General features: G+C 65.8%; 18 protein-coding genes. 12 read left to right on the top strand and 6 right to left on the bottom strand.

The annotated features are described in order from the left end of the window. Nucleotides 1-96: 96 nt before the first annotated feature. Complete coding sequence (locus NH448_RS11015; protein WP_253028781.1) at nt 97-978, bottom strand: CYTH domain-containing protein; 882 nt, start codon at nt 976-978, stop codon at nt 97-99. A gap of 135 nt (nt 979-1,113) precedes the next feature. Here NH448_RS11015 and NH448_RS11010 point away from each other — a divergent pair, with 135 nt between their 5' ends. From NH448_RS11010 to glrR, 6 genes are all read left to right on the top strand, one after another. Continuing rightward, nucleotides 1,114-1,794, top strand: coding sequence for a TIGR00153 family protein (locus tag NH448_RS11010; RefSeq protein ID WP_253028780.1), 681 nt, complete (start codon nt 1,114-1,116; stop codon nt 1,792-1,794). An 83-nt stretch (nt 1,795-1,877) separates the two neighbouring features. After that, nucleotides 1,878-3,143, top strand: coding sequence for an inorganic phosphate transporter (locus tag NH448_RS11005; RefSeq protein ID WP_045991099.1), 1,266 nt, complete (start codon nt 1,878-1,880; stop codon nt 3,141-3,143). A 345-nt stretch (nt 3,144-3,488) separates the two neighbouring features. Next, nucleotides 3,489-4,799 (top strand): amino-acid N-acetyltransferase, encoded by a 1,311-nt coding sequence (gene argA, locus NH448_RS11000; RefSeq protein ID WP_045991098.1) that lies wholly within the window; start codon nt 3,489-3,491, stop codon nt 4,797-4,799. An 810-nt stretch (nt 4,800-5,609) separates the two neighbouring features. After that, entirely contained in the window at nt 5,610-7,118 is a 1,509-nt protein-coding gene (locus NH448_RS10995; protein ID WP_253028779.1) for an ATP-binding protein, read from the top strand. Continuing rightward, complete coding sequence (locus tag NH448_RS10990) at nt 7,115-7,702, top strand: hypothetical protein (RefSeq protein ID WP_231498601.1); 588 nt, start codon at nt 7,115-7,117, stop codon at nt 7,700-7,702. Before NH448_RS10995 ends, NH448_RS10990 begins: the two co-directional genes overlap by 4 nt. A 141-nt stretch (nt 7,703-7,843) precedes the next feature. Then, nucleotides 7,844-9,229: a two-component system response regulator GlrR gene (gene glrR / locus NH448_RS10985; RefSeq protein ID WP_045991097.1), complete on the top strand. Its 1,386-nt coding sequence runs from the start codon at nt 7,844-7,846 to the stop codon at nt 9,227-9,229. Nucleotides 9,230-9,506: 277 nt separating this feature from the next. Here the strand turns inward: glrR and xseA are convergent, their stop codons facing one another. Further along, the gene (gene xseA, locus NH448_RS10980) at nt 9,507-10,898 is read right to left on the bottom strand and encodes an exodeoxyribonuclease VII large subunit (RefSeq protein WP_253028778.1); all 1,392 of its coding nucleotides are present in this window, start codon (nt 10,896-10,898) and stop codon (nt 9,507-9,509) included. Nucleotides 10,899-11,078: 180 nt separating this feature from the next. On the opposite strand from xseA, the gene NH448_RS10975 reads away from it, so the two are divergent. The 4 genes from NH448_RS10975 to NH448_RS10960 all read left to right on the top strand — a co-directional run bounded on the left by NH448_RS10975 (nt 11,079) and on the right by NH448_RS10960 (nt 16,301). Continuing rightward, entirely contained in the window at nt 11,079-12,812 is a 1,734-nt protein-coding gene (locus NH448_RS10975) for an alkaline phosphatase D family protein (RefSeq protein ID WP_253028777.1), read from the top strand. A 170-nt stretch (nt 12,813-12,982) separates the two neighbouring features. Then, nucleotides 12,983-13,603: a hypothetical protein gene (locus tag NH448_RS10970; RefSeq protein WP_222570038.1), complete on the top strand. Its 621-nt coding sequence runs from the start codon at nt 12,983-12,985 to the stop codon at nt 13,601-13,603. Further along, nucleotides 13,600-15,171 carry a GMC oxidoreductase gene (locus NH448_RS10965; RefSeq protein ID WP_222570039.1) on the top strand — a complete coding sequence of 524 codons (1,572 nt, stop codon included), beginning with the start codon at nt 13,600-13,602 and terminating at the stop codon, nt 15,169-15,171. The genes NH448_RS10970 and NH448_RS10965 overlap by 4 nt, the downstream gene beginning before the upstream one ends. Before the next feature lie 35 nt (nt 15,172-15,206). After that, complete coding sequence (locus NH448_RS10960) at nt 15,207-16,301, top strand: alpha/beta fold hydrolase (RefSeq protein WP_253028776.1); 1,095 nt, start codon at nt 15,207-15,209, stop codon at nt 16,299-16,301. A 31-nt stretch (nt 16,302-16,332) separates the two neighbouring features. On the opposite strand, the gene NH448_RS10955 is transcribed toward NH448_RS10960, so the two are convergent. From NH448_RS10955 to NH448_RS10940, 4 genes are all read right to left on the bottom strand, one after another. Next, nucleotides 16,333-17,403, bottom strand: a complete 1,071-nt coding sequence (locus NH448_RS10955) for an AbrB family transcriptional regulator (RefSeq protein ID WP_253028775.1) — start codon at nt 17,401-17,403, stop codon at nt 16,333-16,335. Between the two features lie 238 nt (nt 17,404-17,641). Then, nucleotides 17,642-19,147, bottom strand: coding sequence for a tripartite tricarboxylate transporter permease (locus NH448_RS10950; RefSeq protein ID WP_045991091.1), 1,506 nt, complete (start codon nt 19,145-19,147; stop codon nt 17,642-17,644). 95 nt (nt 19,148-19,242) lie between these two features. Further along, a complete protein-coding gene (locus tag NH448_RS10945) occupies nt 19,243-19,677 on the bottom strand; it encodes a tripartite tricarboxylate transporter TctB family protein (protein WP_045991090.1) in 435 nt (144 codons plus the stop codon). Continuing rightward, the gene (locus NH448_RS10940; RefSeq protein ID WP_108449946.1) at nt 19,674-20,648 is read right to left on the bottom strand and encodes a tripartite tricarboxylate transporter substrate-binding protein; all 975 of its coding nucleotides are present in this window, start codon (nt 20,646-20,648) and stop codon (nt 19,674-19,676) included. The genes NH448_RS10945 and NH448_RS10940 overlap by 4 nt, the downstream gene beginning before the upstream one ends. Nucleotides 20,649-20,772: 124 nt before the next feature. Here NH448_RS10940 and NH448_RS10935 point away from each other — a divergent pair, with 124 nt between their 5' ends. Beyond that, complete coding sequence (locus NH448_RS10935; protein ID WP_045991089.1) at nt 20,773-21,441, top strand: response regulator; 669 nt, start codon at nt 20,773-20,775, stop codon at nt 21,439-21,441. Then, on the top strand, nt 21,438-22,883 hold the full coding sequence (locus tag NH448_RS10930; protein WP_253028774.1) for a sensor histidine kinase: 1,446 nt from the start codon (nt 21,438-21,440) through the stop codon (nt 22,881-22,883). The genes NH448_RS10935 and NH448_RS10930 overlap by 4 nt, the downstream gene beginning before the upstream one ends. Nucleotides 22,884-22,934 lie beyond the last annotated feature (51 nt).

Below are 22,934 nucleotides of genomic sequence, written 5' to 3'. Positions count from 1 at the left end.
CGGGCGTGTCCTTGTGGTCTCGGGGCATTCTCCTGCAGGGATTGGGTTATCGCCTACAGGAAATGGGGCCATCGTCGGCGTTGCTCGCTATTGACGTTACTCCATCTCGACGTTGTCGGGTAGCCGGCGACCGAGTCTCAACAGGCCGGCGCCGACCTCGGCACTGAGCCAGTCGGGACGGTGCTCGGCGTCCTCGAGACAGCCTTGCAGGTGCTTGACTTCCTCACCGACACCGGGCGCCGACGAGCACTGTGCAAGCCGCTCTAGCGTCTCCCGGGCGGTGACCATCCAGCCGCTGTCCTGGGTGTCGGCGTAGGCGTCTAGGGCGACCACCAGGCGATGCAGCAGGGGCGAGGGACTGTCGCCGGACGGCAGCCGCCAACCCTCCGCCAGTGCCGTTCCGCGAGCCGCCTTGCTGGTGTCCGATGGGCGCAGCGGGACGCTCTCGGCGAAGCCGTCGGCCAGCTCCAGTAGCTGTCTGGCGTCTCCCCGCTTGAGCTCGAGCTCGACCTCGCGGATGGTAACGCTTCGCTCCCCCACGCGAATCTCTCCCTCGTCGAGGGCGATTTCGACCTCGCCACCATCGCTTTGCAAAAGCCACACCTCCCGCTGAAAGTCGGTGGTAAAGCAGGGGGCGAGGCGGGTCAGCAGGGTCTCGTCCAATGCCTGGATCGGCTCGAGCCCCTTGAGACCTTCCAGGTCGAGGGTGTCGCCGGCCACCTTCCATTCCCATTCTCCCCGGGTGGACAGGCCTCCACCGCCCTGGCCGCTGGTCTTCAGGGTCTGGCGCCACTCGTCGCCGATACGCCGCAGACGCAGGGCGACGCGGGCCTCTTTGAGATCTCCCTCTGGGGTGTCGTAGTAGGTATTGACCAGCGTCTGACGGCGGGAAGCCTCTCCGGCGAGGCGGGGGTGGCGTCGTAGCGCATCCGGGCCATCCGGCCCCAGGGCGAGTTTGAGTTCGACTTCATGGCTCATGCGGAGCGTCCTGACAGGGATAATGGAGGGTAAATCACATCAATGTGACGTCAGTGTGGCGGTATTTTTTCCATGACGTGACAGTTTGGGGTCACTATACTGTCGCCGCCATTTCTCCAGTGTCCGTGACTCCCTATGGTGACATCAAATCCGTTTTCGGCGATGTTTGGCCGCTCCCCCTTTCAACCGCTGCTGGCCCATATCGAAAAGGCGCACGACTGCTCTGCCGAGCTGCTGCCCTTCTTCGAGGCGACCCTTAGGGGCGACTGGGACGCGGCGGCCTCGCATCGTGAAGTGATTACCCGGCTCGAACACGAGGCGGACTCGCTGAAGACCGAGCTGAGGCTGAACCTGCCCAACACCCTGTTCCTGCCGGTTTCCCGTTCGGACCTGCTGGACCTGGTCAGCGTTCAGGACAAGATCGCCAACAAGACCCGCGACATCACCGGCATCATGCTCGGCCGCCAGATGCAGGTACCCGACGCCCTGGCGATCCCGATGCGCGAGTACATCGCCACCGCCGTCGACTGTGTCGCCCAGGCGCGTCAGGCCCTCGAGGAACTCAAGGACCTGCTCGAATCCGGCTTCGGACGCAATGTCACCGAGCTGATGCAGAAATTGATCCGTGGGCTGCATGACCTGGAGCAGCGTGCCGACGAGCAGCAGATCGCCATTCGTCGCCAGCTGTTCGCCCTCGAGAAGGACCTGCCGCCGGTAGACGTGATGTTCCTCTATCAGATCATCGAATGGATCGGTGAAGTGTCGGACCGCGCCGAGCGGGTCGGCAGCCGACTCCAGATCATGACGGCGAACTGAAGACCGTCTTTCCATCCGACCGCCCGCGGGCGGTCTGACGTCATTCAGACTTTCCTCAGTCAGCAATCAAGGGATCTTCTCCCATGTCGATCATTGCCCAGCACGGTGACATCTTCATCCTACTGGCCTGCGCGTTCGGTTTCTTCATGGCCTGGGGCGTCGGTGCCAATGACGTGGCCAATGCCATGGGTACCTCCGTAGGTTCACGGGCGGTCACCATCAAGCAGGCGATCATCATCGCCGTCATCTTTGAATTTCTCGGTGCCTGGCTGGCCGGTGGCCAGGTCACCGAAACCATCCGCAAGGGCATCATCAATCCGGCCCTTCTGGAAAACGACCCCCAGTTCCTGGTCTACGGCATGCTGGCCTCGCTGCTGGCCGCCGGCACCTGGCTGCTGATCGCTTCGATGAAGGGCTGGCCGGTGTCCACCACCCATTCCATCGTCGGTGCCATCGTCGGTTTTGCCCTGGCCGGGCTCGGCATCGAGGCGGTTGGCTGGGGCAAGGTGGGCCAGATCGCCGCCAGCTGGATCGTCTCGCCGCTGCTCGCGGGCTCCATCGGTTTCATGCTGTTCAAGTCGGTGCAGCGTCTGGTGTTCGAAGCCGACGATCCGTTCGCCGCTGCCAAGCGCTATGTGCCGATGTACGTGTTCCTGGTGGGTTTCATCGTCGCCATGGTGACCCTGACCAAGGGCCTCAAGCACGTGGGCCTGCACCTCGCTCCGTTCGAGAGTCTGTTGATCGCGGTGCTCTTTGGCCTGGCGCTTATGGGCCTGGGTATCTGGCGCGAGCGCAGCATCGGCCGTAGCCAGCGCAAGACCGACTCCTTCGGTTTCGAGGGTGTCGAGCGGGTGTTCGGCGTGCTGATGATCTTCACCGCCTGTGCCATGGCCTTCGCCCACGGTTCCAACGACGTGGCCAATGCCGTCGGCCCTCTGGCCGCGGTCATCAGCGTGGTGCATGAGCATGGCAGCATCGAAGGCGCCTCGGCGGTGCCCTGGTGGGTGCTGGTGCTGGGCGGTGGTGGCATCGTGGTCGGCCTGGTGACCTATGGTCACAAGGTCATCGCCACCGTCGGTACCGGCATCACCGAGCTGACCCCGAGCCGTGGCTTCGCCGCCACCCTGGCCGCCGCCACCACCGTGGTGCTGGCCTCGGGAACCGGCCTGCCGATCTCGACCACCCACACCCTGGTGGGTGCGGTGCTGGGCGTGGGTCTGGCCCGCGGTCTTGCCGCCCTCAACTTGCGGGTCATCGGTACCATCGTGATGTCCTGGCTGATCACCCTGCCGGCAGGGGCGGGCCTTGCGATCATGTTCTTCTTTATGTTCAAGGGGATCTTCAACTAACGGGTTGGAAAGGGGCGATAGGGCTGACAGGCGAGATCGCCAGGCGATCATGTTGCTCTTTCTTGCATGTTCAAGGGGATCTTCAACTAGGCAGGGAGATCTTCAACTAGGCAGGGGGGCTTCCCCTTATGCGGGAATGAGAAGATCGCCTGGCGATCATGTTGCTCCTTTTCTCCCTCCCCCCCCCCCACCCATGACGGCGCCTTCGGGCGCCGTTGTCGTGTCTGGCATTCACAGGTGCGCAGGTGGCAGCAGGGCGTAACGGGCGGGGCGGGTGTGGGTCGATAGCAGGCTCTGATATAGTGAGAACTCCTTTCTCCTTGTCCGCCGCAGCAGGTCCGGTCCTTGAACACGTCCTTTTCCTTCGTCGACTGGTTTCGCCATTCCTCGCCCTATATCAATGCCCACCGTGGCCGCACCTTCGTCGTGCTGGTCGAAGGAGAGGCGATGGCGGCGGGGCGAGGGGAGTCGCTGATCCAGGACCTGGCGCTCTTGCACACCCTGGGGGTCAAGCTGGTGGTGGCCTTCGGCATTCGCCATCAGGTACACAGCGTGCTCGAAGCCGAGGGTATCTCGCCGGTGCGCCATCAGGGGCGCTGGGTCGCCGACGAAACCATCATGGCCAGGGTCGAGCGGGTCGCCGCCGAGCAACGCCTGTGGCTCGAGGCGCGGCTGTCACTGGGGCTGCCCAACACGCCGCTGCACGGTATCGAGTTGACCACGGTGTCCGGCAATCTGGTCATGGCCAAGCCCCTGGGGGTGCGTGACGGCGTCGACTTCCAGCGTTCCGGCGAGGTACGCCGGGTCCGCTCAGGGGCGGTCAGAGCCCTGCTCGAGCAGCACTCGCTGGTGCTGCTGCCGCCGCTCGGGTTTTCCAGCACTGGCGAGGTCTTCGACCTGGACGCCGCAGAGGTCGCCCAGCAAGTGGCAGTGGCGCTGAAGGCCGACAAGTTGATCCTGCTGGGGGAATCCGACGGTCTGCGCGATGACAGCGGGCGGTTGTTGCGACAGCTGTCTCCGGCGGAGGCGCGGCCGCTGCTGGACGACGCCTCTATCGGTGAGGAGCGCGCACGCCACCTGGGAGCCGCCTGCGAGGCGGCGTCCCATGGCGTCGCACGCACCCACCTGTTGTCCTGGCGCGACGCCGACGCTCTGCTGGGCGAACTCTTCACCCGTGACGGCGTCGGCACCATGATCACCCAGCATCGCTACGAACAGCTTCGAGCGGCGGGCGTGGAGGATATCGGCGGGCTACTGGAACTGCTGGATCCGCTGGAGAAGCGCGGCATGCTGGTCCCGAGATCCCGCGAACGGCTCGAGCACGAGATCGACGACTACCTGGTGATCGAGCGTGATGGCATGGTCATCGGTTGCGCCGCCCTGCACCGTTTCGACGACGCCAACGTCGGTGAGCTGGCCTGCGTGGCGGTGCACCCGGACTATCGTAGCGGGGCCCGTGGTGAACGCCTGCTGGCAGAGATCGAGCGTCAGGCCCGGCGCCAGGGCATCGATCGTCTGTTTGCCCTGACCACCCACACCGCCCACTGGTTTCTTGAGCACGGCTTTGTCCCCTCGGCGCTCGATGAACTGCCACCGCTGCGACGCGACGCCTACAATCATGCGCGGAAGTCGAAGGTAATGAGCAAGGCCTTGTAGGGCGTACCAGGGAAGGTGCTCGTCGACGTTTCGGCCAACCATTGCGGCGTCTCCAAATGGAGACGCCGCAATTGTTTGTTAAGTAAGGATATTTTGATTTTGGCTCGTTTTGCGTCTGGATTTGGCGACGTTTGTTCAAGGGTCAGGCCTCGAAAGTCGGCCATGACGCTCAAGATGTCTATGGTTGGCGATTTTTGATAATTTTAAGTTATTGATAATAAATAAGTTGCTTTGTTTTTGGCACGGTGATCGCTATAGTCTTGGCGAGCAGGGAAGGTGGCGATCAAGTGTCGTTGTCCTTCCGGGATCGGCGGAGAAATCACTGCCCTGTGCGACTCCGACGAACCCAGCGCCTGCTCCGCGTGATGTGCGACACAAGGTTGCGATGAGACGGCACCGGCCGATCAGGCATGGAGAGGTGTCGTGAAGAGCAAGGATGCTCTGGCAAGGAAGCCGACCCCTTCGGGGGAGTCTTTCGCTCCGCCGCCCAGGCGACGGAGCCAGAACGAGGCAGGATGGGAGACCATCCGAGAGGTGAGATCAGGTTCCTGGTAACGACGATCGCACCTTGGCTTCGGGCCCTTCGGGCCACCCGAAAACCGTTCAATGGGCGGACCAGGCCATCGATTGATCTGTTTTCGACCCTTCAGTTCCCTGCGTATTCGGGCCGGCCTAGCCGGCCCCTTTTTTTTCATACGGTTTTTTGCGAAGTCGGCTGAGCGTTTGACGCGGGGGTAACGGGCCAATTCTGGTATTCTTCTGGATGGATTGATGGACGCTTCATTCACCTTCCTTCACAGAACTCTGGTCATGACCTCTGCTGCCACGCGCCGTTGGCGCCCCCGCTCGTTGTTGCAACTGGTGCTGCTGGCCTTCGTGGTGGTCATGCTGCCGCTTGGTGTGCTGATGTACCAGGCTGGTCAGGCGCTGTCGGAGCTGTCGCGGCTGGCCGAGGTCAGCGCTCGTCAGGCGGTGTCCGAGACGCGTCGGGCACGCACCCTGGGGTCGCTGGCGGTGGAAATGGAGCGTGGTGCGCGCCAGTACGCGGTGATCCAGGAAGAAAGCCTGCTCGACATCTATGCCGATCGTCTGGCCGAGTTCCGTGAGTTGCTGGCGCGCCAGCGCCTGCTGCTGCCCGATGACCCCGACATCCAGGCGCTGGAACGCCTGCTCGACGAACTCGCGACCCTGCCGCAACAGCCGCCGGAGGCCTACGCGGCTTCGCTCGACGACTTTGTAGCTTTTTCCCGACACGTCGAGGGTATGCGCCAGGCCACCAACAGGCGTATCGATCTACGCCTGGACGCCATCCGTGAGCGGGCTCGAAAAGTTCAGCAACGCCTGTGGTGGCAGACCGGGGCGCTGGTCTCGGCGAGTCTGATGCTGATGCTGTTGTTCACCCGCTTGATCATACGCCCGGTGCGTCAGCTCGAGCGGCGCATCCTCGGCATCGGCAGTGGCTATCAGGACAGCCAGCAGCGCCACGTTCAGGGCCCTGCAGAGCTGGTGGCGCTGGGCGAGAGGCTCGACTGGTTGACCCATCGCCTGGAAGAACTCGAAGCCCAGAAACAGCAGTTCCTGCGCCATATGTCCCATGAACTGAAGACACCGCTGGCCAGCGTTCGTGAGGGATCGGCGCTTTTGTCCGATGGCGTGGCCGGTGAGTTGAGCCCGCGTCAGCGTGAAGTGCTGGACCTGATCGACGCCAGCGGCGCCGAACTGCAGCGCCTGATCGAGCAACTGCTCGACTATAATCTGTTGCAGCACCACCGCAGTGCGGCCATCGAGCGCCTCGACATGGCCACGGTGGCACGCGAGGTGCTGGCCAAGCATCGATTGAGCCTGCAGTCCAAGGAGATGGCGGTCGAAGTGTTCTCGGGCCCGCTGCAGTGGCGTGCCGATCATCAGGCCACCGCCCGATTGCTCGATAATCTGGTGTCCAACGCCGTGGCTTACGGTGAGGATGGTGGCAAGCTGCTGATTCGCGCCCGTGCACGCCACGACAGGCTCGAGCTCGAGGTGGCCAACACCGGCGAGCCGATCGCCGAGCAGGACCGTGACCACCTTTTCGAGGCCTTCTACCAGGGACGAGCACGACGCAAGGGTGCGCTCAAGGGCTCCGGCATCGGACTCTCCGTGGCGGCCGACTGCGCTCGTCTGCAGCACGGCCGGCTCGAGCTGATCGATGATCCCGAGTGGCCGGTGTGCTTTCGACTGACGCTGCCGGCAGCACCACCGGAAGATGGCCGACATTACGGCCTACATAACGATACAAGGCCCGCATTGACGGGCCAGGACGCAAGGAACCTGACGCTATGAACTCAAGGGGTGTGACCCTGACACCTCGACGCTCGCTTACCCGAGTCGTCGGCCCTGCCGCTGTTGTCAGTCTGATGCTGGTGATCAGCGGTTGCGAAATGCTGCCTATCGAGTCAGTCGGTGACGAAACACCGGCGGTCGAAGCGCTCGATCTGACCACCTGCCATGCAGAGGTGCCGACCTTTGCCGAGTCTTCTTGCATGTTGACCGACTGGATCGCCTTCGGTCTGGCCTCCCAGCGTGGCGATCGCCAGTGGCGTGACGCCATGCTGGCGCGGCTGGAAGGTCATGCGCCCGAGCAACGCCTGGGGCGTGCCGTGGCCTTGAGCTGGGGCAGCGAAGCCCAGTGGGACCAGGCGTCGGAGCTTTACAAGGCGGACCTGAGCCTGGCGCCCGTTGAACTCCAGCCCCTGCTGCGCTATTGGCTCAACGAACTCGAAGGGCGGCGCGCCCTGGATGACCGCGCCGGTCGCCATCATGGCGAGGTGGCTCGGCTACGCCAGGAAAACAAGGAACTGGCAGACAAGCTCGATGCCATGACTGCCATCGAGCAGAACATCAATCTGCGACAGCAGGCGGAGTAAGCGCTGTCAGGACGCTGGCAGGCTGAAGCAGAGAATGCCATGACTGCCATCGAGCAGAACATCAATCTGCGACAGCAGGCGGAATGAGAGCAGAGCACCAACCAGCGACAGCGGATGGAGTGAAATTGTGGAGACGGTGATATGAAGCAAGTCGCAGCGACCGCGAACGCCAGGACATCGGCCCATGTACTGCTGGTAGACGATGATGTCAGCCTGCTGAAGCTTCTGGGCATGCGCCTGGAAAGCCGCGGCTACCGGGTGACCACCGCCGAGAGCGGTCGCGAGGCGCTCAAACGGCTGGAAGAAGGGCGGCCGGATCTGGTGCTGTCTGACCTGCGCATGGATGAAATGGACGGCATGGCGCTGTTCCAGGATATCCAGCGGCGCATGCCCGGCCTGCCGGTGATCATCCTGACCGCCCATGGCTCGATTCCGGATGCGGTCAGCGCCACTCGCCAGGGCGTGTTCAGCTTTCTGACAAAACCGGTGGACCGCGAAGAGCTGTTCGGTGCCATCGACGATGCTCTGTCCAATACCGCCAGCAGCGGCGAAGGTGACGACAGCTGGCGCGACGAGATCATCACCCGCAGCCCTGAAATGGAGCGTATTCTCGAGCAGGCGCGGATGGTGGCGGGGTCCGATGTCAGCGTGCTGGTCACTGGACCATCGGGCTCCGGCAAGGAGCTGCTGGCCAATGCCATCCACAAGGCCAGCGCCCGCGCCGACAAGCCCTTTATCGCGATCAACTGCGGCGCGCTGCCGGAGCAGTTGCTGGAAAGCGAGCTGTTTGGCCACGCCAAGGGCGCCTTCACCGGGGCCATCAGCGAACACGGCGGGCTGTTCCAGGCGGCCGACGGTGGCACCCTGTTCCTGGACGAGATCGGCGACATGCCGCTGGCGATCCAGGTCAAGCTGCTGCGGGTACTGCAGGAGCGTCAGGTGCGCCCGGTGGGCTCCACCACGTCGGTGCCGGTGGACGTGCGGGTACTGTCGGCGACCCATCGCGATCTGGATCAGGCCATGCATGAAGGCGAGTTCCGTGAGGATCTCTACTATCGCCTCAACGTGGTCAACCTGAAGCTGCCGGCGCTCAAGGATCGCGCCGAGGATGTGCCGCTGCTGGTCAAGCATCTGGTGGCCCAGGCGGCGTCGCGCCACAAGCCCTTCGTCAAGGGGTTCTCGCCGGAGGCGCTCAATCTGCTGGCAACCTGTGCCTGGCCCGGCAATGTGCGTCAACTGGTCAACGTGGTCGAGCAGTGCGTGGCACTGTCCAGTGCGCCGATGATCCCGGAAGCCCTGGTGGCCCAGGCGCTGGCGGCGGAAGACAACGCCATGCCGACCTTCAACGACGCTCGCGCAGGATTCGAGCGTAGCTACCTGGTCAAGGTGCTGAAGATCACCGAGGGCAACGTGACCCAGGCGGCGCGCATCGCCGGACGTAACCGCACCGACTTCTACAAGCTGTTGTCCCGCCACGAGCTGGAACCCGCCTCGTTCAAGCCGGGGGTGGCAAGCCCCTCTCGCTAGCCTGATGGGCAGGCTTGGTCCGATGGGCCGAGCCCCCGAAGATCCCCGCTCCGGCCCCGTCCGGCTGCTTCAGCCGGCGGCGGTTCGTCGGTAAGGTGCCGCCGGCAAGGTGCCGCCGGCAAGATACCGACAACCTAGGCGCTGTCCGAAAAGTCGACGAGCGAAGGTTAGACAAGGCAAAAATCGGTGAGAAAGCGCAGTTTACGGGGTGTAAATGAGCATTTTGATCCGATTTTTAACGCTGTATTACCGAGCGCAGGCACTTTTCAGACAAGCCCTAGGCCTCGTCGTCGGATCGGTTGTCCGGGGCCTGCTCGGCTGCCGGCCATGTCTCGATCACCTCGACGTCCAGCTCGCCATCGGCGAGGCGAGCGTGCAGTCGCTCGCCGGGCGCGGTCTGATCGGCGCGGCGCACCGCCTGGCCGTCGCTGGCGGTGAGGATGGCGTAGCCACGGCCCAGTACGGCCAGCGGACTGACCGCCTGCAACTCCCGAGCAGCGGCCGCCAGGCGCTCGCGCCGATGGACAAGCGATAGCCGCTGGGCGCCGTCGAGACGGCGTCTCAAGCGGCTCAGTTGGCGCCGATTCTCGTCCAGGGTGAGTCCGGGCGAGCGCAGCGATAGACGGTGAGCCAGGTCTGTCTGGCGGCGCCGCTCGGCAACCACTCGACCGCTGATGGCGCGTCCGAGGCGTTCCTTCAGCTGGCCAAGACTATCGCGCTGACGTGCGATCGCCTCGCCGGGGTGACGCAGGCGCGAGCGCAGGTGATCCAGCCGCTGGCCTTCCCGCTGCAACAGGCGTGCTTGTGCACCCTTCAGACGATTGTCTGCCTGGGTTAGCCGGGCCGTCAGTTCCTGGCGCGAGGGCACCAGACGTTCGGCGGCGGCGGAGGGCGTCGGTGCGCTGGCGTCGGCGGCCAGATCCGACAGGCTCTGGTCGGTCTCGTGGCCCACCGCAGACATCACCGGCAGGCGCGAGTGGTGGATCGCTCGGGCCAGGTGTTCATCGTTGAAGGCCCACAGATCCTCGAGACTGCCGCCTCCGCGGGTCATCAGCACCACGTCCCGGGCCGGGTCCAGCGTCGCCTGGCGATTGAGCAGGCCCAGGGCGGCGATGATCGCGGGCGCCGCCTCGGCCCCCTGGACCGGTACCGGTATCAGGGTCACCGTGACCAGCGGCCAGCGTGCCCGGAGTACCGCCAGCACGTCTCGCAGGGCGGCGCCGCTGGCGGAGGTCAGCACCAGCAGATGTCGCGGGGGAAAGGCCAGCGAGCGAGCGTTGGTGAAGACCCCCTGGTCGCCCAGGCGTTGCTTGAGCGCCGCCAGGGCGGCGAGCAGGGCGCCGGCTCCGGCGGCCTGCACCGCCTCGACGATCAACTGGTAGTCGCCCCTGGGCTCGAACAGCGAGACTCGGGCGCGCACCCGCACCAGATCTCCGTCGCGCATGGGCGTCGACACAAAGCGTCCACGCGTGCGAAACAGCACCGCCTTCACCTGGGCGCGTTCATCCTTGAGGGTGAAGTAGACGTGCCCCGAGGCCGGGCGCGAGACCCCCGACAGCTCGCCTTCGATCCACTGTTCGCCGAGATCGGCTTCCAGCGCAGAGCGCGCGCGTCGATTGAGGTCGCTGACCGAGAGTACGTCCTGGGCGCTGTCCGACGTCGCTGTCATGGAGGCTTCCTGGGCTGGCATTGAAGAGAATCGGCGAGCATCAGCGACTGGCAGGACCGCGCTGGCAAGTAACAGGTTACCAGAGCCCAGGTCGCCGCTTCAGCAAAGTCGAACTACGCTTAACGGGACAGGCGGGCAACCGGTCTGCCTCGCACGCGCCGCTGCGACGGAGGAGGGCACATGTCGGGACTTCGCGCGCCCGATATCGGGCCTATCGTGGGGCACACCACGGCTCACAGCTGTCGGCTGTGGGTTCGCGGTATCGCTCCCAATGATGATGGCGTCGACCTGACCGCGTCCTTGCGAACCGTGGGCCTGCTGGCGGTGGTCGAGGACAATGGCTTGCCCCGCCTGATCGACGGTGATCCGTCACGTCCCCACGCCTTCTATTTTCGTCTGCACCGGGAGTTTGATCGTACCGGGACCTTCGAGCTGGGGGCCGAGGAAGGTCTGGGAGCGATCGATGGCGTGGCGCCGCTGGGCCAACCCGATGGGGTGGTGCCGTTGACGCCCGATACCCGCTACAAGGTGCGTGTCGCGACCCTCACCCTGGATGACACGACGCCCGACGTGGAAAGCCTGAGTGATGCCCAGATCGCCGCCAGGCTCCCCGACGTCAACGGCATGGCGTCGCTGCTCGCCGACCTCGATGGCGAGCACTGCGAGGCCGAATTCACCACCTTTGCCGCCGCAGTGGAGCCACGACTGGCCTTTCTGCTGGGGTCCTGTCGCTATCCCGGTACCCTGTGGAAGACCAAGGAAGCCGATCGCATCTTCGGCCCCATGGCCAGTCACTTGAGGCGTCGAGGCAGTCGGCCGGCGGCGCGCTTCAGCCTGCTGGTGGGCGATCAGATCTACGCCGATCAGTACAGTCGCTTCGTGCCGATCGGTCGCGCCGAGACCTTCGCCGAGTTTCAGGACCGCTATCGCCAGGCCTTTGGTTCCCCGCAGATGCGCCACTTCCTGCGCCAGGCACCGGTGTACATGATCCTCGATGACCACGAAATCGAGGACAACTGGCATCGTGACCGCCTCGCCGCCAAGCGCGAGCTGTTCAATGTCGCCATTGGCGCCTACATGAGCTATCAGTGGTCACACTGCCCGCGCAGCTTCGGGCGTCATCTGCACTATCACTTCGACTGCGGCGGCTATCCCTTCTTCGTCTGTGACACCCGTACCCATCGTACCTACGGTCGCGAGAACCGGGTGATGGACAACCATCTGCTGGGACGGCCCAGCATCGACCCCCAGCATCCTTCCCAGCTGGACGTGCTGCTCACGTGGCTGAGCGACCAGCAGGCCCGCTGCGGCGCTATGCCCAAGTTTGTCGTTACCTCGACGGTTTTCGCGCCCAGTCCGCTGGATGAAAGGCTCGATCCGGCCCTGGATGGCCAAGACGCCCAGGCGCCGACGGATCTGGTGCGGACCAACCTCTCCCGGCGTGCCGAGAGCGATAGCTGGTCGGGGTTTCCGGCCACCCGCAAGGCGCTGGTCGAACATATCGTCGAGGCCGGCATCGACAACGTGATCTTCCTCAGTGGCGACGTGCACTGCGCCAATATCGCCGAGATGGTGGTGGAAGGGGGCGGTGGCGAGCCGCGACGGCTGTATGACGTCACCTCCTCGGCGCTGTACTGGCCGTTCTTCTGGGCCGACGGAGACCCCAACGGCTTTGTCCACGACTCCCGTCTGCCCGGTCAGGTGGATGGCTTTCCGCTGTTTGATGGTGACGTGACGCTGCACTACCGGGCCTTTGGCTTCTATCAGCAGGAAAACTTCTGTCGCCTGGAGCTGGACCGCGCTCACCACCGCCTGCGGGTCAAGGTGATCGATCGCTACGGCGATGAAGTCAGGGTGACGGACCCCGATGGCTCCGTGGTGCCCTATAACGATCTGGCGCTGGTGCCCTGGTAGCGAGCGATATGGCCGGTAGCGGCAGTGTCGAAAGCGGGGCTGAAGGGCGCTGGGCTGGAGAGCGCTCGTCGGAAGAGTGCTCGTCGGAAGAGTGCTGACGTGCCGGTCGCCAAAGGGCGGGCGGCCCGGACGACAGGCGCAAGAGCAGGTCCTTTCCTGGAGAAATGGCGGTGAATACGACTAACCCCATGCTGGCGGGATTGCTGTTCGAGGAAACCATGCGAGGCCATTTTTCGCTCGGAAGCCAGGCGCCCGAGCGTGGTGAACGGCTGGGGCATACAGAAGGCACCGAACTGGCCCTCCACGCCAAGGTCCAGATCAACGACATGGGCGCCTTCCTGGCCGACGACCGCCACCACGGCAGGCTGGGTGGTGTCGTCGATTTTGCCCCGCTGGGCCTCGGGCTGGTGATTCTCGAGGGCGACTTTCAGTTGTTTTCCCAGGGCCCCGGGGCGGGGCGTCAGATGGTCTACGATGCGGTTCTGGAACTGGATGAGCGGCGATTGTTCCTGCACGGGGTGAAGCGGGTCAACGACGATCCGGGGCCTGATCTCTGGCGCGATACCACCACCCTCTATACCACCCTGCACGAGGGCGAGAGCGCCACGGCCGACATTCTCGGGGCGGGCATCCTGCACCTGGGCGTGGCCGAGTTGATGGCCATGCTCAAGACCATGACGCCGACGGGCCAAGGGGACCTGCGCACGGTGGCGGATTTCGGTCGCTTCTTCTTTGGTGAACTGTGGCACCTCTATGCGCCCTGGGTCATTCGCCGGGGGCCCGAGGCATGAACTACGGCGCCATCGTGGTGGGGTCAGGGTTTGGTGGGGCCGTGGCGGCCTGCCGGCTCGCCGAGGCCGGGCTCAAGGTGCTGGTGCTTGAGCGCGGAAGACGCTGGGAGCGCGAGGACTTTCCCCGGGGGCCGGATGATGACTGGTGCTTCGATGTGGACGCCCCTCGGGAGCGTCATGGCTGGCTCGACCTGCGCTTCTTTTCGCGCATGGCGGTGGCACAGGGCGCTGGCGTGGGTGGTGGTTCGCTGGTCTACGCCAATGTCTCGGTGCCGGCTGAGCGCTTCGCCTTCGACAGTGGCTGGCCGGAGGCGATCGACTTCGATGAGCTCGTCCCCTACCAGGACCGGGTAGGCAAGATGCTGGAGGTGGCCGAGGTCCCCGCGGGCCAGGTCAGCGAGCGTTATCGACTGGTCCAGGAGGCCGCCGTGCGCAGCGGTGACGGCGATCGCTTTCGCCCCTTGCCGCTGGCGGTGCGCTTCGACCCCGACTGGAGCTACCGGCTCAGTGAGCCTCACCACCGTCGACACAGTCGGCAGACCATCAACGTCCACGGCAAGGAACAGGGGACCTGCATCCACTGCGGCTATTGCGATATCGGCTGCCCGGTGGGGGCCCGCAACACGCTCGACCTGAATTACCTGGCCCGGGCCGAGCAACTGGGGGCACAGGTCCGTCCACTGAGTATGGTGCGCTCACTGGTGCCTGAGTCCGGGGGCTATCGGGTGACCTTTCAGCATCTGGAAGGCGCGCCGACGATCCGTCACGAGCGCGCCGAGCGAGTGATCCTTGCCGCCGGCTCGCTGGGGTCCACCGAGCTGTTGCTGCGGGCCAGGGACCAGTATCGCACCCTGCCGGAACTGTCGCCGCTGCTCGGCCATCACTGGTGCGCCAATGGCGATTTCCTGACCCCCGCGATCTACCCGAACAGACGCATCGATGCCTGTCGCGGGCCGACCATCAGCGCCGCCATCGACTATCTCGACGGCAGCGACGGCGGTGAGCGCTACTTCGTCGAGGACGGCGGCTACCCTGACTTGATCGCCCACGCCTTGACGCAATTGCTGTCGCGCTCCGCCACCGCGAGCATGTTGCGGGGTGGCTGGCGTGCGGTGCTGGCCGAGGCGCTCAAGGAGAATGACCCCGATCGCTGCCTGATGCCCTGGTTCGGCCAGGGCATGGACACCGCCGACGGGGTGCTGAGGCTGACGCGGCGTTGGCTGGAGCGAGAGCCGTCGTTGAGCCTGGACTATCGGGTGGCCGCGTCGCGAGCCACGGTGCAGGCGCTGTGCGAACGCCACAAGCGCCTGAGCGCGGCCACCGGAGGCGTCGCCATCGAGCCACCGAGCTGGCGCCTGCTGGACTATTTGATCACCCCGCACCCACTGGGCGGTTGTCCCATGGGAGAGAATCGCTGGGACGGGGTGGTCGACCATGCCGGGGAGGTGTTCGGCTATCCGCGACTGTACGTGCTCGACGGTGCCATCGTGCCGCGCGCGCTGGGGCTCAATCCCTCGCGCACCATCGCCGCCCTGGCCGAGCGCGCCATGGTGCGGATGCTGGCCTAGCAGACGGAAGCGGCGACCCACCGGGAGGTAACATCATGGCCCGCGAGATCCCCCTCTACACCCTCGACGGCGTTGTCGACGCCGAGGTCACCCAGCACGGCTTCTGTACCGAGGACGGCCTGGGGCTGTCGCTGCTGCGCTTTCGTCGTGGCCAGGGGCGCATGGCGGTGATGATCGTTCACGGTCTGACCACCTCCAGCGACATGTTCATCCAGCCCGAGCATCGCAATCTGGTCAGCTTCCTGCTCGACGAAGGGGTCGACGAGGTGTGGACGCTGGACTTCCGCATGAGCAACCGCCACCCCTACAACCTGCAGCCCAACCGCTACTCCATGGATGACTGTGCGCTGTTTGATTTTCCCGCGGCGGTGGCAAAGATCCGGCAGGTCGCCGGTGACGACGTCGAGCTGCACGTGATCGCCCATTGTCTCGGCTCGATGGGCTTTGCCATGGCACTGTTCGGCAGAACCGTCAGCGGCATTCGCTCCTGCATCCTCAACAGCGTTGCGCTGACGCCCCATGTACCGCGCTGGTCGAGGATCAAGGGCCAGATCTTTCCCTTCGTGATCGAGCGCATCTTCCAGCAGCCCTACGTCAGCCCGCGCTGGAGCGAGGATCCAAGATTCACGCTGGGCAAGCTGTTGTCGAAAGGCGTATCGCTGTTCCACCGCGAATGCGACGTGCCGGCCTGCCATATGCTGTCACTGATGTGGGGCACCGGCTGGCCGGCACTGTACAACCACGAGAATCTGGACGAGCGCACCCACCGGCGGGGTGGTGACCTCTACGGCCCGGTAGGGCTCAACTACCACCGGCATGTCTTGAAGATGCTGGGCCGGGGCCATCGCACGGTGAAGATGCGCGAGGCGCCCGAATACGCCGCGCTACCCGACGACTACCTGCTCGAGGCGCGCCGCGTCGATACCCCCTGCCTGTTGCTGACGGGACGCGACAATCGCGTCTTCACCGACAGCAACGTGCACTGCCACCGGGCCCTGGAGGAGGCCGCCCCGGGGCGCCATGAGCTCGCGATCATCGACGGCTACGGTCATCAGGACGTGTTCATGGGCGCCCGGGTCGACCGTGAGGTCTTTCCCCGGTTGATGACGTTTCTGAACGCCCACGCCTGAGCCCAAGCGCCACGCCTGAATCCAGGTGCCTTCAGGCCCTGAGGCGGCGATGGGCCCAGCCCACCAGCGGCGGCAACGCCACCAGCAGAACGGTGATGCGCAGCAGATGGTGGGAGGTGACGAAGGCCGGTTCGATGTTCAGCGAAAGCGCCACCAGGCTCAGCTCAGGCGCCCCGCCCGGCATGTAGGCCAGCAATGCCGCGGCCACCGAGATGCCGGTCAGCGCCTGGCCGACCCAGGCTGCCGCCACCGCCAGCACCACCAGGATCAGCGCCTGGACCACCGCCAGACCCAGTTGCCGCGCCATGTCGGACAGCGCCACGCCGACGAAGCGCACGCCCACCGAGGTGCCGATGACTACCTGAGCCAGGGCGATCAGCGCCGGTGGCAGCACCGCGTGGGTCAGCCCGGAAAAGTGCAGCAGCGACGACACCAGCGCCGGCCCGAACAGCAGGGCGTTGGGCAGGCGTAGCACCCGGCCGACCACGGCGCCGAGCGCCGCTGCCGCCACCAGCCAGGCGGTGCCGGCGAGCGACGGTAGCTGACTCCACTGGGCCGGCCCGTTGCTGGCGCCGGCCAGATCCACGTGGCCGAACAGGCCGAGGATCGGTGGAATCGCCAGCAGCAGCACCAGGATTCGCACCGCGTGGGTGATACCGACGGCGCGCAGGTCAGCGCCAGACTCGTGGGCCATCATCAACAGCGCCGACAGTCCGCCCGGGGCGCCGGCGTAGAGCGCGGTGTCCAGCGAGTGACCGGCCACGCGGTAGCTGAAGGCCACCGCCACCACCATCATTACCGCGGTGGCGGCGAGCATGATCGCGGCGCTGGCGGCCCAGGCGGTGATATCGCCGGACAGCTCCGGGGTGAAGGCCGAGCCCAGCATTACCCCGATGACCACCAGAACCCCCTTGCGCAGCCGCCCTGGCGAGCCCAGGCGCACCCCGGCGAGGCTCGCCAGGGTGGTGGTGATCAGGGCGCCGAGCAGCCACGGAAGCGGCAGGTCGATCAGGTAGGCGATGACCCCGCCCAGTCCGCCCAGGGCGAGGGTGGGCAGGAAGCGCCAGGCGCCGGGGGGAAGGAGTGAGGGGGCGGCGGGCATGGCGTCTCCTGTGTGCGTTGCCTGTACTCTGTGCACAGGTGGTGGTGATCGAGCCTGACGACGGCGCGCGGCGCCAGATGGCGCCGCGCAGGGACTACATAAGGGCTACACAAGGGCTACATAAGGGCTACGCTGGGGCTTCGTGCGGGCCACACAAGAGCGATGCCGAGAGCGATGCCGAGAGCTATGCCAGGGCCTTTGCCGGGGCGACTCGAGCATGGCCCTGAAGCCCGTTGCATCAAGCCTGGCTCGAGGGCCGTTGCTTGAGCAGCTTGGGTACCAGCCAGGGCAATACCAGCAGCGCCGAGGCGGCAATCCACAGCGACAGCGAGATGCCGGACTGCCACAGAATGGCGGTGTCGCCACCGCTGATCGCCAACGCCCGACGCAGGTTCTCTTCCATCAGGCCGCCCAGCACGTAGCCGAGGATGACCGGCGCCAGCGAGAAGCCGAGCTTGCGCAGCAGGTAGCCGAAGACACCGATGACGAGCATCAGATAGATGGCGGTCAGGTCGGAATGCAGCTGATAGACCCCGACGAAGGATAGCACGGCGATGGCCGGCACCAGCACCCAGCGCGGGATGGTCAGCACCTTGGCGAAGACCCCGGCCAGCGGCAGGTTGAGCGCCAGCAACACCAGGTTGCCGATGTACAACGAGGCGATCAGGCCACCGGCGACCTCCGGGTTGTCGGTGAACATCATCGGACCCGGGGTGATGTTGTAGAGCATCAGCGCGCCGAGCAGCACCGCGGTGGTGCCGGATCCGGGGATGCCCAGGGTCAGCATCGGTACGAAGGAGCCTGCGGCGGATGCGTTGTTGGCCGCTTCGGGCGCCGCCAGGCCACGCATGTCGCCGGTGCCGAAGGTGTTGTCCTTGTCCACCAGCCGCTTTTCGGTGGTGTAGGACACCGCCCCGGCCACCGAGGCGCCGGTTCCGGGCAGTACGCCGATGATGAAGCCGAGCACGCCGGAGCGCAGCATGGTGCCCTTGCAGGCCATCACTTCCTTGAGGCTGACGAACACCCGGCCCAGCGGCGGCAGGGTGTCATCGACGTCGTCGCGATGGGCGTGCTCGAGCATCAGCAGGATCTCGCTGATGGCGAACAGGCCGATGATCATCACCACGAAGTCGATACCGTCATAGAGCTCCGGCATGCCGAAGGTGTAGCGCATCACGCCGGTGCCGGAGTCGACGCCGACGGTGCCGATCAGCACGCCGAGCACGGCGCCGATGGCGGTCTTGATCGGGTCCTTGCCCATCATCACCGACATCGACGAGAAGGCGAACACCATCAGCGCGAAGAATTCGGCGGGGCCGAACATCACCGCCACCCGGGCCAGCAGCGGGGCGAACAGGGTCAGGCCGATGATGGCGATGGTGGCGCCGACAAACGACGCCACCGCCGACAGGCCCAGCGCCGGACCGGCCAGGCCACGCTTGGCCAGCGGATGGCCATCGAGGGTGGTCATCACCGCGCCGGCGTCGCCGGGCACATTGAGCAGGATGCTGGACATGCGCCCGCCGTACTCGGCACCGGTGTAGATGCCGGCCAGCAGGATCAGCGCGGATTCGGCGGGCAGGCCCAGGGTGTAGGCCAGCGGCATCAGGATGGCGATGCCGTTGATTGGCCCGATGCCCGGCAGGGCGCCGAACAGGGTGCCCAGCAGCGCGCCGAGGAAGGCCAGGCCAAGATTGAGCGGCGTCAGGGCGACGCCGAAGCCTTCAATAAGAAAGTCGAACATGGGAACACCTTGATCAGGGATCGGTGGCGGTCAGGGCTGGGGCAGCGCTGGCAGCTGAGCTGTTACAGGAGCTGGCTTCAGGGCGGCGGTTCGCGCTACCACGGCAGGCCGGGCAGGCCGATGCCAAGGCCATGGGTGAACAGCCACTGGCCGCCCAGCGCCATCAGCACACCGGTGGCCACGGCCTTGAGCGGACTGGCCTCGAACAGCCAGGCCAGGGCGGCGATCACCAGCATCGAGCTCAACAAAAAGCCCAGGCGCGGGAACAGCACGGCGTAGACCAGCAGCAGCACCAGCACGCCGATCAGGCGCAATCCCAGGCGCTTGTCGGGCCAGTGGCCGTTTTCTCCCGGACGTATCACCAGCACCAGCGACAGCAGCCCCAGCAGGATGGAGAGCCCCAGCGGAAAGGCCTTGGGGCCGACGGGGTCGTAGCTGAAGGGCACCTCGAGGGACAGGGCGTTGACGGCGGTAAACGCCGCCAACCCCATCAGGGCGATACCCAGACAGCGGTCGGCGGCGATACTCATTGGGTCAGACCCACTTCCGTGGCCAGCTCCTTGAAGCCGGCGACCTGATCCTTGACGTAGCCGTCGAAGTCGTCACCGAAGCGGGCCATGGGGAACAGGCCGCGAGCTTCGCGCAGTTCGGCGAAGGTCTCGTTGCCGGCCAGGTTCTCGAGGCGCTCGACCCAGGCCTGGTAGGCCTCGTCGCTGACCTCGGGGCCCATGTAGTAGCCGCGCCAGATCGGCCACTGGACGTCGTAACCCTGTTCGGCGGCGGTGGGAATCTCGGCGTAGGGGCCGCCCATGCGCTCCTCGGACAGCGCCGCCAGCACGCGGATGTCGCCGCTCTCGAGCTGGGACTTGAGCTCCGACAGGTCACCGGAGAACACCTGGATATGGTTGCCGAGCAGTGCGGCCAGGGCCTCACCGCCACCCTCGAAGGCCACGTAGCGCAGGCTGCGCGGGTCGACGTCGGCGGCCTTGGCGGTCAGCGCGGCCTTCATCCAGTCCTGGCTGCCCACGCTGCCACCGGCGCCGAAGGCGACCTGGGTGGGGTCTTCCTGCAGCGCCGTCATCAGCTCATCCAGGGTCTGCCAGGGCGCGTCGGCCTTGACCACGATGGCGCCGTAGTCGACCCCCAGGGCGCCGACCCAGCGCACTTCGCTGGCGTCGTACTGGCCGAACTTGCCCAGCGCCAGGTTGACCGCAGCGCCGGTGCTGGCGGCGACGATCAGGTTGGGGTCGTCGGTGCGCACGCCGTTGACGTGGTTGTAGGCCACCGCACCGATGCCGCCGGGCATGTAGGTGACCAGCATCGGGTCCTCGATCAGTCCGGTCTCGAGCAGGCCATTGGCGGCCAGCCGGCAGGTCAGGTCGTAGCCACCGCCGGGCTTGGCCGGGGCGATGCATTCGGCCTCGTCGGCGGCCTGGGCGGTGCCGACGCTGAGGCTGGCGCCGAGCAGCAGGGCGGCGGGCAGAGCTGTGATATTCTTCATGCGGACTCCTGACAACTATTATTATGGGTTGATGAAACCGGGGTGCTTTAGCGTGAGAGATGCTAGGCCGACTAGCTTTCATCAACCTGTCATGCCCTCCCTGCCTGGATAAGACATTAGTCGCATGCGCCTTCTCGTCGTCGAAGATGATGCCCTCATCAGCCGCTCGCTGGTCGAGGCCCTGACCCCCCTTGGCAATACCGTAGAGGTGTTTGCCTGCTGCAGTGATGCCAGGGCGGCGCTGCGCCAGGGTGGGGTCGACCTGATGCTTCTGGACATCGGGCTGCCCGACGGTGACGGCCTGTCACTGCTGGCCGAGTTGCGTGACGCGGGCGATCGCACCCCGGTGATCATCCTGACCGCCCGGGACGCCCTGGATGACCGGGTCAGGGGACTCGACCTGGGGGCCGATGACTACCTGGCCAAGCCCTTTGAGCTGGCCGAACTTGAGGCGCGGGTACGCGCGCTGCTCAGGCGCAGCCAGCAGCGCGCCGACAACCGTCTTGGCCTGGGTCCCTTGTCCTTCGATCCGGCCAGTGGCGCCGCCAGTCTGTTCGGCGAGCCCATGGCGCTGCCCCATCGCGAGCTGCTGCTGGTCGAAAGCCTGTTGCTGCACGCTGGAGCCATCGCGCCTCGCGAGACCCTGGAAGGGCGACTTTTCGGCTTCGGCGAGGTGGGCTCCAATGCCCTGGAGGTCTACGTCAGCCGGCTGCGCAAGCGGCTCAAGGGCGCAGGTCTGCGCATCCGCACCTTTCGCGGTCTCGGCTACCGTCTGGAAGAGGACGACGGGTGATCGAGGTCGAGGGATCACTCAAGCGTCGGCTCGGTGGCTGGCTGGTGGTCACCGTCGGAGTGCTGGGGCTGGCGCTGATGGTGGAGGCCTGGGTCAGCAGTCAGCGGGCGGCGGCGCGGGCCTTCGACGCCCAGTTGCAGGCGGCGGCGCTGACCATCGCCGAGGCGGTGCGCTGGCAGGACGGCATCCCCCAGGTGGTGGTGCCGGCGGCGGCGCTGCAGATCCTCGCCACCGACAGCCAGGCGCGGGTGTTCTACGCGGTGCTGGACGATGAAGGCAGGACGCTGTCGCGTAACTGGCCGGTGGACATCCCCGTCGCCTGGCAGCAGGCGCTGGATGAAGGCGGTATGTCGCGGGACTTGACCACGACGCTGGGAGAGCTGCGTCTGCATGCCCAGCGGGTGGCCTCGGCGGGTTGGGTCACCCAGCTGCCGGTGCAGGTGTGGGTCGGGCATACCCTCGAGGGGCGCCGAGCCCTGGCCCGCTCACTGTTCGAGCGTTCGCTGTCGCGCTTTATTGCCATGGTGCTGCTGACCGGGGTGCTGATGGGCTTGACCATGCGCGCGGCGCTGTCTCCCCTGCGCCGCCTGCGCCGCCAGATTCGTGGACGCGGCGCCGATGACTTCAGTCCGCTGGCGGCCAGGGTGCCCAGGGAGCTTCATGAGCTCGCCCAGGCCTTGAACCACCTGTTCGCCCGTCAGCGCCAGGGCCGCGAGGATCTTCTGCGCTTCACCGCCGACGCCAGCCACCAGCTCAAGACGCCGCTGGCGGGACTCAAGACCGTCAGCGAGCTGGGCCTTCGCAGCAGTGATCCGGATGAATGGCGCCAGGCGCTCACGCGCGTTCACGCCCGGGCCGATGACACCAGCCGACTGGCCGGCCAATTGCTGTCGCTGGCGCGACTGCGCCACCTCGACCGGGAGACGGCGCTGCCTGCGCTCGACCTGGGTGAGCTGGTACGCGACGTCGCCCTGGACTGGGCGGCGCGGGAGCGGGCGGCGGAGCATGACCTCGGGCTTGGCAGCCTGCCAGCCGAGCCGCTGAAGGTCTGTGTCGAGGACTGGGCACTGCGCGAAGCCCTGGGCAACCTGATCGACAACGCCCTGCGCTACACGCCGACAGGTTGCGAGATCACCCTGCATCTGTCGCGCGAGGGCGACTGGGCGCGGTTGTCGATCGTCGACGACGGCCCTGGTGTCGCCGACGCGGCGCTGGCGACGCTGGGGCAGCCGTTTCAGCGGGGTGGGCGCCAGGACACCGAGGGCTCCGGGCTTGGTCTTGCCATCGTCGATACCACCGCCCGGCGCATGGGCGCCCGCGTGCAATTCGCCAACCGCTCGCCGCAGGGACTCGAGGTGGTGCTGTGGCTGCCGCTGGCGAAGGACGAACAGGATGTCACCGGTGCCTTTGCGGCCGACGTGAATCAAGGAGAGAGTACTTGATGTCCCTGCAGCCCGGACAACGCCTTCGATCCTGTGGACGTCTCCCGGCCC

Origin of the sequence: Halomonas sp. OfavH-34-E, from assembly GCF_024124525.1 — a bacterium.
GTDB classification, from domain to species: Bacteria; Pseudomonadota; Gammaproteobacteria; order Pseudomonadales; family Halomonadaceae; genus Halomonas; species Halomonas litopenaei.
This window is presented reverse-complemented; position numbering and strand designations above follow the sequence as displayed.

Excerpts from the sequence above, each read along its gene's own strand:
- NH448_RS11015 (WP_253028781.1), bottom strand. The coding sequence starts at position 978 with ATGAGCCATGAAGTCGAACTCAAACTCGCCCTGGGGCCGGATGGCCCG.
- NH448_RS11010 (WP_253028780.1), top strand. The coding sequence starts at position 1,114 with ATGGTGACATCAAATCCGTTTTCGGCGATGTTTGGCCGCTCCCCCTTT.
- NH448_RS11005 (WP_045991099.1), top strand. The coding sequence starts at position 1,878 with ATGTCGATCATTGCCCAGCACGGTGACATCTTCATCCTACTGGCCTGC.
- NH448_RS10995 (WP_253028779.1), top strand. The coding sequence starts at position 5,610 with ATGACCTCTGCTGCCACGCGCCGTTGGCGCCCCCGCTCGTTGTTGCAA.
- NH448_RS10990 (WP_231498601.1), top strand. The coding sequence starts at position 7,115 with ATGAACTCAAGGGGTGTGACCCTGACACCTCGACGCTCGCTTACCCGA.
- glrR (WP_045991097.1), top strand. The coding sequence starts at position 7,844 with ATGAAGCAAGTCGCAGCGACCGCGAACGCCAGGACATCGGCCCATGTA.
- xseA (WP_253028778.1), bottom strand. The coding sequence starts at position 10,898 with ATGACAGCGACGTCGGACAGCGCCCAGGACGTACTCTCGGTCAGCGAC.
- NH448_RS10975 (WP_253028777.1), top strand. The coding sequence starts at position 11,079 with ATGTCGGGACTTCGCGCGCCCGATATCGGGCCTATCGTGGGGCACACC.
- NH448_RS10965 (WP_222570039.1), top strand. The coding sequence starts at position 13,600 with ATGAACTACGGCGCCATCGTGGTGGGGTCAGGGTTTGGTGGGGCCGTG.
- NH448_RS10960 (WP_253028776.1), top strand. The coding sequence starts at position 15,207 with ATGGCCCGCGAGATCCCCCTCTACACCCTCGACGGCGTTGTCGACGCC.
- NH448_RS10955 (WP_253028775.1), bottom strand. The coding sequence starts at position 17,403 with ATGCCCGCCGCCCCCTCACTCCTTCCCCCCGGCGCCTGGCGCTTCCTG.
- NH448_RS10950 (WP_045991091.1), bottom strand. The coding sequence starts at position 19,147 with ATGTTCGACTTTCTTATTGAAGGCTTCGGCGTCGCCCTGACGCCGCTC.
- NH448_RS10945 (WP_045991090.1), bottom strand. The coding sequence starts at position 19,677 with ATGAGTATCGCCGCCGACCGCTGTCTGGGTATCGCCCTGATGGGGTTG.
- NH448_RS10940 (WP_108449946.1), bottom strand. The coding sequence starts at position 20,648 with ATGAAGAATATCACAGCTCTGCCCGCCGCCCTGCTGCTCGGCGCCAGC.
- NH448_RS10935 (WP_045991089.1), top strand. The coding sequence starts at position 20,773 with ATGCGCCTTCTCGTCGTCGAAGATGATGCCCTCATCAGCCGCTCGCTG.